Below are 12,706 nucleotides of genomic sequence, written 5' to 3'. Positions count from 1 at the left end.
CAATTGTCAAGGCTCGGCGGGCATACGGCGGACGGCCGCCCGGTGAACCCCGGCCTCGCGCACGGGCGGGCACCGGCCGGCCGCGCCCCCGGCGTGAGCGCCGAGCGGTCCGCGCCCCCGTGGCCGAATACGTCCGTTGCCCTGGGGGGCCGCCCCCGCCGGACGCGAACACGGTGGCACTCCGTCTACGCTTGGGTGCTGTCCGTTCCCGTCCGCGAGGAGACCTCCGCACCCATGTCCGCAGACCGCCCCACCATGCCGCCGGTGCGGCTGCACACCGACGCGGAACTCGCGCGGGACGCGCTGGCCGCCCCGCTTCTCGCCCGAGCGGCCCGGCTGGCCCGCTGGGCCGGAGCCGGCCGGAGCGTCGACGCGGACGGTCAGCTGCCGGCGGACGGCCTCACCGAGGCCACCGCGCACCTGGGGCTCGCCGACGACGAGGAAGGCCCGCTGCACACCGCGGACGCCTGGCAGCTCGCCCTGGACACCGGACTGGTCGAGTTCACCGAGTTCACCGAGGACACCGACGCGGCGGCGGACGCCCGGGAGACCGGCGCGCCCGGCGGCACCGCCGCGGCCGGCGACGCGCTGGCGACGCTCACCCAGGGCAGCCCGCGCGAGGTGCTCGACCTCTGGCTCGCCGGACTGGAGACCGTGCTGGCCGACGCCGCCTTCCCCGACCTCGCCGACCTCGCCGACGCCTCCGCCGCGGACAGCGCGGACGGCGAACCGGACCTGGACGCCCTGGACTGGAACCCGGAGGAGGAGGCCGACTTCCTCGACGGCGTGCTGGGCAACCTCTACCTGATCACCGCGCTCGACGAGGAGGCCGCCCGGCGGCCGGTACCGCTCCCCGCGCTGGCCGCCTCCATGATCGTCCCCGACGACATGGACGAGCCGACCGACGACGTCCTCGAAGAGGTCTCCGACGCGATGATGCGCCTGGACGACCAGTTCCGGCTGCTGGAGCCGACCGGCATCGTGGCCTACCGCCCGGTGGACGAGGAACTGCTGACGGAGGACGACGGCGAGGGACGCATCCCGGAGACCGACCCGGGGGCGGGAGAACTCGACGCCGAGGACGTGGCCCGCTACGGCATGGTCCGGCTCACCCCGCTCGGCGTCTTCGCGGTGCGCGCCCGGATGCTCGACGCCGGGATCGACGCCCCGGTCGTGGGCGACCTGGCCGGCAAGGGCCCGGAGGTGCTGCTCGACGCGCTGCCCGGCCACCCCGAGACGGCCGCCCGCGCGGAGGCCGAGGCATGGCTCGCCCACCGCGCCCCCGAGACGGCCGCCCGCGAACTGCTCGCGGCCGCCCGGGGCGACGACGGCACGGCCCCGCTGCGCAGGCTCGCCTGCCAGCAGACCCTCGCCCTGGTCGGGGCCGAGGCCGAGCCCGCGCTGCGCGAGGTGCTCGACGACCCCCAGCTGGGCGGACTGGCCCGGGTCTGGCTCGCCGAGCGCGGCGTCCCGGACGTACCGGAACCCCCGCAGGACATGGTGTTCTGGCTGACCGTCGACACCATCGCCGCGCAACTGGCCGCCGACGGCGACACCCAGGAACTGCGCGACCTGGTCGCCGGGCTCGCGGGCACCTCGGAGGGGTTCTTCGACACCGTCTGGCGGGTCGACCACCCGGCGACCGAAGCGGTCCTGGAGGCGATGGGACGGCTGCACCCGGACAAGAAGGCGGCCAAGGCCGCCCGCAAGGCGGCGTTCAAGGCACGATCCCGCCGCGCCTGAACACCCGTCGGCACGACCGGCACCGCCGATGTCGTGCCGAGTTCAACTCCTGTTCGGCCGGGGGCGGGACCGTATGGCCGCAGCCGTCAGTACGGATCCGGCCATCCAGGAGATGACAATGCCGCTCAGCCGCAGAGACTTCGCCAAGCGTTCCGCGTACACCGGAGCGGGGGTCGCCCTCGTCGGCAGTGCCGGGGTGCTCGCCACCGCCCCCGGCGCGATCGCCGCCGAGGTCGACGACGACGGGGCGCACGGCCAGGACGCGGCGCGCGGCGGCCACCGCTTCGGCTACGGCGAGCTGATCCCGGACCCGGACGGCATCCTCGCTCTGCCCGCCGGGTTCAGCTACCGGATCCTCACCCACGCCGGTGTCACCACGCTGGAATCCGGCGAGCCCACCCCCTCCAACCACGACGGCACCGCCGCCTTCGCGGGCCCCCGCGGCACCACCCTGCTGGTCAACAACCACGAGCTCAAGGGCGCGCGGGCGAAGTGGCCGCACCCGGTGCCGCTCACCGAGGGCCTGGTCTACGACCCCGCGGCGGCCGGCGGCTGCACCGTCGTGGAGATCTCCAAGCACGGCGACCACGTCACCGAGTGGGTCGGCATCGCCGGCACCTCCACCAACTGCGCCGGCGGCGCGACCCCCTGGGGCACCTGGCTGACCTGCGAGGAGAACAGCGACCGGGCCGGCCAGAACGGCATGACCAAGGACCACGGCTACGTCTTCGAGGTCGACCCGCGCGACCGCCGCGCCAACCTCGACCCGCGGCCCGTCAAGGCGCTCGGCCGCTACGACCACGAAGCCGTCGTCGTCGACCCCCGCCGCGGTCACCTGTATCTGACCGAGGACGCCGCCGGCCCGAACGGGCTGCTCTACCGCTGGACCCCGCCGCGCGGCTTCGAGCACGGCCGCGGCAAGCTGCGCGGCCTCGCCGACGACGCGGGCGTGCTCCAGGCCGCCCGGTGCTTCGACTCCGGCGGCAACTTCGTCGACGACCTGTCCCGGGCCACCAGGACCGGCACCGTCTACGGCGTGGACTGGATCGACGTACCGGACCGGGACGCCCGGACGGTGCCGGTGCGCAAGCAGTTCGGCGACGGCGAGATCACCCGGGCGCGCAAGCTGGAAGGCATGTGGTGGGCGGACGGCGGCGCCTACGTCGTCTCCAGCTACGCCCGCACCGAGAGCCCCGGGGCGCAGCACGACGGCCAGGTGTGGTTCTACGACCCCAAGCGCCGCACCCTCACCCTCAAGGTGCTGCTGGGCGTCAACCCCGACCCCGGCGCGGACGGCGCCCTGGACGGCCCGGACAACATCACCGTCTCGCCCTACGGGGGGCTGGTCCTCGCCGAGGACGGCGAGGGGGTCCAGCACCTGTTCGGGGCCACCGACGACGGCCGGACCTACCCGATCGCGCGGAACGAGCTGAACATCGGCACCGCGGAGGAGCCGGAGTACAGCGAGTTCGCCGGCGTCGTCTTCTCGCCCGACGGCCGGACCCTGTACGCCGGCATCCAGACGCCCGGCATCCTGGTGGCCATCACCGGCCCGTGGCGCCGGCACCGCGCCCGCGGCTGAGCCGTCCGCCGGGCCCGGGAATCCCCGGCGTCCGGCTCCGCGTTGGAACGGGCGTGACCGCAACGCTACGGAGCACCCCGTTCTCGGTCCTGGACCGCTCCCGCACCCGGCAGGGCCGGGAGCCGGCCCAGGCACTGCGCGACACCGTCCGGTTCGCCCAGCGGGCGGAGGCGCTCGGCTACCACCGCTTCTGGGTCTCCGAGCACCACGGGGTGCCCGGCGTCGCCGGTTCCGCGCCCACCGTGCTGGCCGCCGCGGTCGCGGCGGCCACCTCCCGGATCAGGGTCGGCACCGGAGGGGTGATGCTCCCCAACCACCAGCCGCTGGTGGTCGCCGAGCAGTTCGGGGTGCTGGAGTCGCTCTTCCCGGGCCGTATCGACATGGGGCTGGGCCGTTCGGTCGGCTTCACCGACGGCATCCGGCGGGCCCTGGGGCGGGACAAGGACGCGGCCGAGGGCTTCGGCGGCCAGCTGACCGAACTGCTGGGCTACTTCACCGGCGACCGGGCGGAGCACCCGCGGGTGCGCGCCCGCCCCGCCGAAGGCCTCCGGCTTCCGGCGTTCGTCCTGGCCACCGGCTCGGGAGCGGAGATCGCCGCGGCGCACGGGCTGCCCCTGGTGATCGGCGCGGTCCGGGGCGAGGAGACGATGCTGCGCGCCATCGACGGCTACCGTGCGCGGTTCCGCCCCTCGGTGTGGGGCGAGCACCCCCATGTGGTGGTGGCCGCCAACGTGGCGGTGGCGGCGACCCGGGAGGAGGCCCGGGAACTGCTGGTCCCGGAGGCGTGGGCGAGCGCGTACTCCCGTACGCACGGCGAGTTCCCGCCGCTCGCGCCGGTCTCGGAGATCGCCGCGCGGACGATGAGCGACCGGGAGCGCACCCTGTTCGAGGAAGCGATGCGCGGCCATGTGCAGGGGACAGAGGAGGAGGTCGAGGCGGCGCTGACCGGCCTGATCGGCCGCACCGGCGCGGACGAGGTCCTGGTCACCACCAGCAGCCACGACCGGGCGGCGCTGCTGGACTCCTACCGCAGGCTGGCCAGGCTGGCCGGGCTCTCGGCCGGCGCCGGACCGGCCCCCGGGGCGCCGGAGCCCCCGGGGGCCGGCCGGGACGGAACCCCGCCGCCCCGGCCGGCGGCCGTGGCCTAGAGGGCCTTGCCGCCGGGCTTGACCATGCCCCGCACGGTGCGCGAGTCGACGTACTCGCCCAGCGCGGTCATCTCCCACTCGCCGGAGAACTGCTTGATCATCTTCGCCATCAGCACCCCGGTGCGCGGCTCGGCGTGGGTCAGGTCGAAGCGCACCAGTTCCTCGTTGGTGCCGGCGTCCAGCAGCCGGCAGTAGGCCTTGGCGACGTCGGTGAACTTCTGCCCGGAGAAGGAGTTGACCGTGAAGACCAGGCCGGTGACCTCCGGGGGCAGCCCGCCGAGGTGGACGGTGATCACCTCGTCGTCCCCGCCGCCCTCACCGGTGAGGTTGTCGCCGGAGTGCTGGATGGTGCCGCCGAGGACGCTCAGCTTGCCGAAGAAGCAGTTGTCGATCTTCTTGCGGTCCACCCCGTAGGCGATCACCGAGGCGTCCAGGTCGATGTCCTTGCCGCGGAACGCCGGCTCCCAGCCCAGCCCCATCTTCACCGAGGTGAGCAGCGGCTTGCCGCCCTTCACCAGGGAGACCGTCTGGTTCTTCTGCAGGCTCACCCGGCCCTTGTCCAGGTTGATCTTCCCGGTGCCGGGCGCGGCGGCGGGGGCCGCGGCGGGCGGGGCGGGCGGGGCGGCCGGAGGCGGCGGGACCGCGGCCGCGGCCGGCTGCGGGGCGGGCGGGGCGGTCTGCGGGGCGGCGGGGGCGGCCGGCTCCTCGACGCTCACACCGAAGTCGGTGGCGATCCCGGCGAGGCCGTCGGCGTATCCCTGACCGACCGCGCGCACCTTCCAGGCGCCGTTGCGCCGGTACACCTCGACGACCACCAGCGCGGTCTCGGAGCCCAGCCGCGGCGGGGTGAAGGTCGCGATGACGGTGCCGTCGTCGGCGCCGCGCACCGTGGCGGTCGGCTCCGTCCCGGCGAAGGTGGCGCCGGGCGCGTCCAGGCTGGCGGTCACCACGATCTTGTCGATGCCGGCGGGGACCGCCGTGGTGTCGACGGTGATGGTGTCACCGCCGCCGGGAGCCGAGGCCGAGTGGGTGACGCCGGGGCCGGCCGGCTGGTTGTAGAAGACGAAGTCGTCGTCGGAGCGCACTTTGCCGTTGGCGGCGAGGAGCAGGCCCGACACGTCGAGCCGCACCGGGGCGGTGACGTCCACTGCCACGCGCGCGACGGGGAGCGGGAGGTTCGAGCCGGGAGTCATAGCGGTCATGTCCCGGCTAACGAACGACCCGGGTTTACGGTTCCTTGACCTGGGGGGTCCGGCCGGGTGGCACCCTCGCCGTCCCGTTCGGCGGCCGCTTCGTCCGACCGCTTCGATCGCGCCTGAGTGGCCGGATCGCGGTGCCCGATGTCATCCGAAGGAGTGCGTCCTCCGCGCGACCCCTCCCACCGCCGCCGGCGCCGCCTAGCGTCGGACCGTGACCGACTCGCTACCCGCTGTTCATTCCCGTGCCGTGCTCCTCGCGGGCCCCGCCGCCGCCGTACCGGTCCGGGGATGGAGTGCGGCCGGGCGGAGAACAATAACGGTACGGGCCGCGCGCCCGTCGTCCAGCGGGCCGCCCCCAGAGCGGGAGGCCGGGCGCTACCTGGCCCCGCCCGGCCTCCCTTTCCGCGGCCTTCGGTCAATGAGTGGGAATCGGCCACTTGATCGACGCGCATGCGTAACATGTCGATCCATGGAGACCGCGAGCGCACGACGGTCCTCGCCGCACCGACGGGAGCAGCAACAGCCATGAGACGCCGTCGTCGTTACCGTGGCCGCCACCGCAAGGACCGTACGCTGCCGCTCGGTTCGGTGGTCATCGCGGCGTCGGCCGCGGCCGGTGTCTACCTGACCGCCGCTCCCGGGGGCGCGAGCGCCGCGGACGTCACCGTGTACGTCTCCACCACCGGCAGCGACTCCGCCTCCGGCGGTCGCGGTGCTCCGTACCGCACCCTGGAGAAGGCGCTGGAGGTGGCCGAGGAGGGCACCACCATCGAGGTGCGCGGCGGCACGTACCGCCCCGCCGCGACGCTGCGGACCGGTGCGGACGGCACCCCCGGGAACCGCATCGTGCTGAAGGCGTACGGCTCCGAGAAGGTCGTCGTGGACGGTGGCCGGCTCGCCGCCGATTCCTCACTGCTGGAGCTGCGCGGTGATTACTGGACGGTGTCCGGGATCGAGTTCCGCAACTCCCCGGCAAACGCGGTCGTCTGCACCTCGTGTACCGGTGACGTCTTCGAGCAACTGTCCGCGTATTCCAACGGAGGTACCGGACTCGTGTTGCGCGGAGCCGGGACGCGCTACAACGTCGTCCGCGATGTGGACGCGTACGGAAACCGTGATCCGGCGTCCGGAGGACGCTTCGCCGACGGTATCGCGTTCGGTTCCGGATCCGGCGAAGGCAATGTGGTCACCGGCGCCCGGCTGTACGGCAACGCCGACGACGGACTCGATCTGCGGAGCTGGCCCGACCCGGTGACGGTCGAGCACTCCTGGGCCTCCCGGAACGGGGATGTCGGTGCCGACCTCGGGACCTTTGCGGTCTCCCGTGGCAATATCTGGGACGCGGGCGTGAACGTACCGTCCGCCGTCGCGACGGACGGGGCGGGCGCGACCCGGGCCCCGATGCGTTGACCGTCGGGACATCCGCCACTCCCTCCGCAACCGCTGGTGTACAGCCGGGTCGAACGCTGCTGTCCATCTCCCGGCGGCTGTTGGAGTGATCTCGTAATACACCGTAAACCTGAACGATGCGTCCAGCGAGCACAATCCAGCACATTCACTTGCCGTCAGTTGAGAAATCGAGGAGCAGCGCGTGGCCAGACAGGTCATCGACAAGGCGGATACCCCGCCGGTAACCGGGCAGAGCGGCATAGACCGATTCTTCCGCATATCTGAGCGAGGGTCGAATTTCGCCCGGGAGATACGTGGCGGTCTCGCCACCTTCTTCACCATGGCATACATCCTCGTGCTGAACCCGATCATTCTGGGCAGTGCGAAGGACAAGTACGGAGAGCAGCTCTCCAACGTCCAACTGGCCACCGCCACCGCACTGGTGGCCGCCGTCATGACGGTCATCATGGGTGTCGTCGGAAACCTGCCGCTCGCCCTCGCGGCAGGTCTCGGACTGAACGCCGTGGTCGCCTTCCAGATCGCCCCGCAGATGGCCTGGGACGACGCGATGGGCCTGGTGGTCCTGGAAGGCCTCATCATCTGCGTCCTGGTGGTGACCGGTCTGCGCGAGGCGGTGATGCACGCCATCCCGCAGCCGCTGAAGCAGGCGATCAGCGTCGGCATCGGCCTGTTCATCGCCTTCATCGGCTTCATCGACGCCGGGTTCGTCACCCGCATCCCCGGCGACACCGGTTCGGTGCCGGTCCAGCTCGGCTCGAGCGGCGAACTCCAGGGCTGGCCGATCCTGGTGTTCTGCGTCGGCGTGCTGCTGACCATCGCGCTGATGGCGCGCGGGTTCCGGGGCGCCATCCTGATCAGCATCGCGGTCAGCACCGTGCTGGCGATCGTGATCAACGAGGTGGCCGACATCGCCCCGACCTCCTGGGGCCTGACCGTCCCCGAGCTGCCGGACGAGGTGGTGGCCTCGCCGGACTTCGGCCTCATCGGTGAGTTCGACATCCTCGGCGCCTGGGACGAGGTGGGCGCGCTCACCCTGGTCCTGATCATCTTCACGCTCATCCTGTCGGACTTCTTCGACACCATGGGCACCGTCGTCGGCGTGAGCAACGAGGCCGGACTCCTGGACGAGCAGGGCAAGGTGCCCAACCTGGGCCGGGTGCTCTTCGTCGACAGCGTCGCCGCCGTCGCCGGCGGCGCCTCGTCCGCGTCCTCCAGCACCACCTACATCGAGTCGGCGGCGGGTGTGGGTGAAGGCGCCCGCACCGGCTTCGCGAACATCGTCACCGGCGGCCTCTTCGCCGCGGCGCTGTTCATGACGCCGCTGCTGACGGTGGTGCCGATGCAGGCCGCCGCGCCCGCCCTGATCGCGGTCGGCTTCCTGCTGATGAGCCAGGTGCGGCACATCGAGTGGGAGAAGTACGAGATCGCCATCCCGGCGTTCCTGACCATCGCCGTGATGCCGTTCACCTACTCGATCACCAACGGCATCGGCGCCGGGTTCGTCTCCTACGTGGTCCTCAAGACCGTGCTCGGCAAGGCCCGTGAGGTGCACTGGCTGCTGTGGGGCAGCGCGGCGCTGTTCGCGGCCTACTTCGCGATCCACCCGATCCGCGACCTGCTCACCTGATCCGGCGGGCTCCCGGTCCGCAGCGGGGGTACCGGCCCCGGGCGCTCGCGATCACTCCGGCGTGACGAAACCACTCCGGAACGCCGCGATCACCGCCTGGGTCCGGTCCCGGACCCCGAGCTTGGCGAGCACCGCGGCCACGTGGGACTTCACCGTGGCCGGCCCGAGCGACAGCCGCTCGGCGATCTCGGTGTTCGACAGACCCGACGCCATGTGCCGCAACACCTCGGCCTCCCGGGCCGAGAGCCGGCCGCCCAGCGCCCGCGCCGTACCGTCATCGGCGCGGGCGCACTGCTGCCCGCTGATCATCCGGCGCACCGCGTCCGGGAAGAGCAGCGAGTCGCTGTGCGCCACCAGCCGGACCGCCCGTACCAGGTCCTCGGCGCCGGCCCGCTTCAGCAGGAAGCCGGCCGCGCCCGCGCGCAGCGCGTCCGCCACGTAGGAGTCGCACCCGAAGGTGGTCAGCACGATCACCCGTACCGCGCTCGCCCCGGTGTCGCCGGCCGGCGGCCCGGGGGCCGTCTCCGCCCCGGCGGGTACGGCCGGGCCGGCGGGCCCGGAAAGGTGCCGGGTGATCTGCTCGGTCGCCCGGATGCCGTCGATGTCGGGCATCCGCACATCCATCAGCACCACGTCCGGCCGCAGCTCCCGCACCAGCGGCAGCACCTCCGCGCCGGTCCGCGCCTCGCCCACCACCTCCAGGTCCGGCTCGCTGGAGAGGATCGCGCGCAGCGCCGTGCGCACCATCTGCTCGTCGTCGGCGAGCACGATCCGCACCTTCACCGGTCCTCCTCCCGGGCGCCGGCGCCCGCCGGCGGCAGCCGCACCGACAGCCGCCACACCCCGCCCCCGGCCCCCCACTCGCACCTGCCGCGCAGCAGCGCGGTCCGCTCGGCGACGCCCCGCAGCCCGCGGCCGCCACCGGTCCGCCGCCACCGCGCCGTCCCGCGCACCGGGTTCTCCATCTCGATCTCCAACTCCTCCCCCGGCGCACCGCCGCCGGGCACCGCGATCCGCAGCCGGACCGGGACCCGGCCGGCATGGCGCAACGCGTTGCCGAGCCCTTCCTGGACGATGCGGTACGCCTCCCGGGAGACCACCGGCGGCAACCGGTGGAACGGATCCACCAGGTCCGCCGGTTCCACCGCCAGCGTCACCCGGCAACCCGCCGCCCGGGTCCGGGCCAGCAGCGCCGGGAGGTCGGCGAGGGTCGGGGCGGGGCCGGCCGCCGCGGTCCCCGCCCGGTCCTCGCGCAGCAGCCCCAGCACGCCGTCCAGTTCGCCCACCGCGCTCCGGGTGGTCTCCTCGATGGCCGCCAGCGCCTGCCGGGCGAACCCCGGGTCGTCGTCCAGGAGTTTGCGGGCGGCGGCCGCCTGCAGGGTCACCGCGCTGAGCGCGTGCCCCACCGAGTCGTGGAGCTCCCGGGCCAGCCGGTCGCGGGCGGCGAGCGCGGCGGCCCGTGCCTCGGCGGCGGCCAGCCGGTCGGCCGGCACCGGGCCCAGCAGCGGGGGTGCGCAGCGTGCCAGCAGGGCCCCGGCGCCCGCCGCCAGCGCCACCACCGAGGCGAGCGCCACCAGGCCGGTGACCGGCGCGAGCGCCGTGTACCGCTGCCCGGGCCAGGTGAGCCAGTCCAGCCCGCCGGGCGCCCCGACCGCGGGCAGCGCGACGAGGCAGAGCGCGGCCGGCGGCACCGCCAGGGTCACCGCGCTCACCAGCCCGCCGAGCGCCAGGTGCAGCGTGTACCACAGTGACGTCCGGCTGCGCGCGTCCCAGGAGGTGGCGGCCCCGTCGGCCAGCGCGTCCGGTCCGGGCGGCCGGCACAGCGCGCGGACGGCCGTCACCGACAGCGGGCGGACCAGCGGGAAGAACCCGGTGAGGGCCGCGAGCGGCAGTGCGGTGGCGTACGCGGCGAGTTGCGCGGCGAGGGAGTCGAGCGGCCGGTCGTGAGGGATCAGCATGTCGCAGAGCACCGAGGTGAGCAGGTAGTACGGCATCAGCAGGGCGCCGCCCAGGATCAGATGGACCCAGCGGAGCCGGGCCCGCGCCCCCGGCACCGCGCGCAGCCGGCCGCGGAACCCGGTCGCCGCCGTACCGGTCGCCGTCACCCGGGGTGCCGTCCGGTGCGCACCGGGACCAGCAGGGCGCGTCCGCCCCGTCCGCCGCCGGCACCGGGAGCGGCGGAGCGCTCGGCGAAGAAGTACGCCCCGATGGTGAGGACCAGCACGCCGACGATCATCTGCACGGCGTAGGTCAGCGACATCACCCGGGTCGGTGCGTCCGCGTCGCCCCGGCCGCCGAGGAGCGAGGCCAGCGTCATCCAGCCGCCCCAGCAGGCCAGCGCGCCGGACCCGGTCCACGCCAGCGCCAGCGGCAGCCGCAGCGGTAGCCCGCGACCCAGCCGGAAGGCGAGCATCAGCACACCCGAGGCGGCGGCCAGCGAGAAGGCCGCGTACACCGCTTCGAGCACGAAGAAGTCGCCGTCCCGGTCGTCGGCCCGGTCCCGGCCGAGCCCGGCCGTGCCGCCGCACGCCCACACCAGGTGCGCGGCGAGGGGGAGCAGCGCGAACAGCGCCGCGCCCACGGCGGCCACCCGCTGCGCCGGGTCGCCGGGCCCGGGGCGCAGATCGCCGAGCCGCCCGCCGAGCAGGTGCCCCCAGCGGTCGCGCGTGTACAGCACGGCGAGGGCGCCGAGGGCGAGGCCCTGGACGATGAAGCCGCCGTAGACCACCCCGAAGACCCATTCGTCGAGGAACGGTTCGTCGTCCGCGCGGTGGCCGGAGCCCCCGCCGCCGAAGGCGCGGCCCACCAGCTGAAGCGGGAATCCGGCCATGATCGGCGCCAGCAGTCCGGACGCGCACCACAGGGGGACCACCAGCAGCCAGGCCGGCACCCGCAGCCCCCACGGCCGGGTGAGCAGCAGCGCGAGCACGATCACCGCGCCGTCCATCGCGATGGTCGCCGCGTTCACCAGGGCCAGCGCGGTGCCCGCGTCCCGCAGCCGGCTGCCCTCGGGGATGCCGGCCCGGCTGCCCGCGATCCAGGCGACCTTCAGGGCGAGGTAGGGGAGGCAGGAGACGATCGCCAGGGTGCGCAGCCGGCGGCGGAGCGGGTTCTCGGTCATCTCCCCAGCGTCCCGCCGGCCCTCCGGTCACCGCGTCGCCCAGGGGGACGATCCGGCTCCGCCGGACGGCGGAGCCGCCACCCGCCCCGAGGAGGAGGGAACCACCGCACCCCGGCCCGGACACCTACCGGCGGGCCGAGCGGCGCGCCATCAGCTGGAGCCGGGTGACGGTGCGGCCGTCGAGCGTGGGCACCGGGCCGGTCAGCTCCTCGGCCGTCTCGAAGCCGTATCCGGACAGCCGCTCCCGCAGCCGCGCCGGATCCTGGTGCCGGAACACCCCGCCGTCCTCGATGCGGAACGTCCCGTACGCCTCCGCCCAGGGCTCGGCCGCCCGGTAGCGGGCCCGGTGGTGCGCGTCGGACTGGAGCGGGACGTCGCTGACGTAGAGCATGCCGCCCGGCCGGACCAGCCGGGCCAGCTCGGCCAGGGTGTCCCGCTGGGCGTTCTCCCCGGGCAGGCAGGTGAGCACGGCGAACAGCAGCGCCGCGTCGAACTCCCCGTCCGGGTACGGCAGCGGCGGCCCTTCGACCCGCTCCAGCCGGAGCCCGGGATGCTCCGCCCGGCCGCGTGCCACGAGTGCCGCGGAGGGGTCCACCCCGATCACCCGGTGGTAGCCGAGGGCGTCGAGTTCGGCGGTCAGCCTGCCGTAACCGCAGCCGAAGTCCAGGATCCGCGCTCCGGGGGAGATGTGGCGGGCCAGCAGCCCGCGGTCGAGCGGATGGGTGAAGGTGTGTGCGGCGCCGGTGGTCTCCCAGTAGCCCCGCAGCTGATCCGAGTCCGTCATGGCGGGACGCTACCCGCCGCGGTCGGCTGCCCATCCTCCTTCCCCCCGGCCGCTCGGCCGGGCGGCCCCCCGGATCACCGGCGCCCGCGGGT

At 74.1% G+C, this 12,706-nt stretch carries 10 protein-coding genes; 5 read left to right on the top strand and 5 right to left on the bottom strand.

The annotated features are described in order from the left end of the window. Positions 1-234: 234 nt before the first annotated feature. The 3 genes from ACH4B3_RS28395 (at position 235) to ACH4B3_RS28385 (ending at position 4,473) form a co-directional block, all read left to right on the top strand. A complete protein-coding gene (locus ACH4B3_RS28395) occupies positions 235-1,743 on the top strand; it encodes a hypothetical protein (RefSeq protein ID WP_398467517.1) in 1,509 nt (502 codons plus the stop codon). Between the two features lie 118 nt (positions 1,744-1,861). Beyond that, a complete protein-coding gene (locus ACH4B3_RS28390; RefSeq protein WP_398467515.1) occupies positions 1,862-3,325 on the top strand; it encodes an alkaline phosphatase PhoX in 1,464 nt (487 codons plus the stop codon). Positions 3,326-3,378: 53 nt separating this feature from the next. After that, complete coding sequence (locus tag ACH4B3_RS28385) at positions 3,379-4,473, top strand: MsnO8 family LLM class oxidoreductase (RefSeq protein ID WP_398467513.1); 1,095 nt, start codon at positions 3,379-3,381, stop codon at positions 4,471-4,473. Here ACH4B3_RS28385 and ACH4B3_RS28380 read toward each other — a convergent pair. Beyond that, positions 4,470-5,666 (bottom strand): TerD family protein, encoded by a 1,197-nt coding sequence (locus ACH4B3_RS28380; RefSeq protein ID WP_398467622.1) that lies wholly within the window; start codon positions 5,664-5,666, stop codon positions 4,470-4,472. The two genes, ACH4B3_RS28385 and ACH4B3_RS28380, sit on opposite strands and share 4 nt — an antisense overlap. Before the next feature lie 465 nt (positions 5,667-6,131). On the opposite strand from ACH4B3_RS28380, the gene ACH4B3_RS28375 reads away from it, so the two are divergent. After that, on the top strand, positions 6,132-7,082 hold the full coding sequence (locus tag ACH4B3_RS28375) for a right-handed parallel beta-helix repeat-containing protein (RefSeq protein ID WP_398467511.1): 951 nt from the start codon (positions 6,132-6,134) through the stop codon (positions 7,080-7,082). A 181-nt stretch (positions 7,083-7,263) separates the two neighbouring features. After that, positions 7,264-8,709 (top strand): NCS2 family permease, encoded by a 1,446-nt coding sequence (locus ACH4B3_RS28370; protein ID WP_398467509.1) that lies wholly within the window; start codon positions 7,264-7,266, stop codon positions 8,707-8,709. Between the two features lie 51 nt (positions 8,710-8,760). Here ACH4B3_RS28370 and ACH4B3_RS28365 read toward each other — a convergent pair whose 3' ends face one another. The 4 genes from ACH4B3_RS28365 to ACH4B3_RS28350 form a co-directional block, all read right to left on the bottom strand. After that, the gene (locus ACH4B3_RS28365) at positions 8,761-9,486 is read right to left on the bottom strand and encodes a response regulator (RefSeq protein WP_398467620.1); all 726 of its coding nucleotides are present in this window, start codon (positions 9,484-9,486) and stop codon (positions 8,761-8,763) included. A gap of 2 nt (positions 9,487-9,488) precedes the next feature. Further along, positions 9,489-10,814, bottom strand: a complete 1,326-nt coding sequence (locus tag ACH4B3_RS28360; protein ID WP_398467507.1) for a sensor histidine kinase — start codon at positions 10,812-10,814, stop codon at positions 9,489-9,491. Beyond that, positions 10,811-11,830 (bottom strand): hypothetical protein, encoded by a 1,020-nt coding sequence (locus tag ACH4B3_RS28355; protein WP_398467505.1) that lies wholly within the window; start codon positions 11,828-11,830, stop codon positions 10,811-10,813. Before ACH4B3_RS28355 ends, ACH4B3_RS28360 begins: the two co-directional genes overlap by 4 nt. Positions 11,831-11,954: 124 nt before the next feature. Then, positions 11,955-12,614, bottom strand: coding sequence for a class I SAM-dependent methyltransferase (locus ACH4B3_RS28350; RefSeq protein ID WP_398467503.1), 660 nt, complete (start codon positions 12,612-12,614; stop codon positions 11,955-11,957). Positions 12,615-12,706 lie beyond the last annotated feature (92 nt).

It is taken from the genome of Streptomyces sp. NPDC018031, assembly GCF_044327625.1.
Taxonomy (GTDB): domain Bacteria; phylum Actinomycetota; class Actinomycetes; order Streptomycetales; family Streptomycetaceae; genus Streptomyces.
This window is presented reverse-complemented; position numbering and strand designations above follow the sequence as displayed.

What these genes read in the sequence shown, in the direction of transcription:
- ACH4B3_RS28395 (WP_398467517.1), top strand. Translation starts at nt 235, where the DNA reads ATGTCCGCAGACCGCCCCACCATGCCGCCGGTGCGGCTGCACACCGAC.
- ACH4B3_RS28390 (WP_398467515.1), top strand. Translation starts at nt 1,862, where the DNA reads ATGCCGCTCAGCCGCAGAGACTTCGCCAAGCGTTCCGCGTACACCGGA.
- ACH4B3_RS28380 (WP_398467622.1), bottom strand. Translation starts at nt 5,666, where the DNA reads ATGACTCCCGGCTCGAACCTCCCGCTCCCCGTCGCGCGCGTGGCAGTG.
- ACH4B3_RS28375 (WP_398467511.1), top strand. Translation starts at nt 6,132, where the DNA reads ATGTCGATCCATGGAGACCGCGAGCGCACGACGGTCCTCGCCGCACCG.
- ACH4B3_RS28355 (WP_398467505.1), bottom strand. Translation starts at nt 11,830, where the DNA reads ATGACCGAGAACCCGCTCCGCCGCCGGCTGCGCACCCTGGCGATCGTC.
- ACH4B3_RS28350 (WP_398467503.1), bottom strand. Translation starts at nt 12,614, where the DNA reads ATGACGGACTCGGATCAGCTGCGGGGCTACTGGGAGACCACCGGCGCC.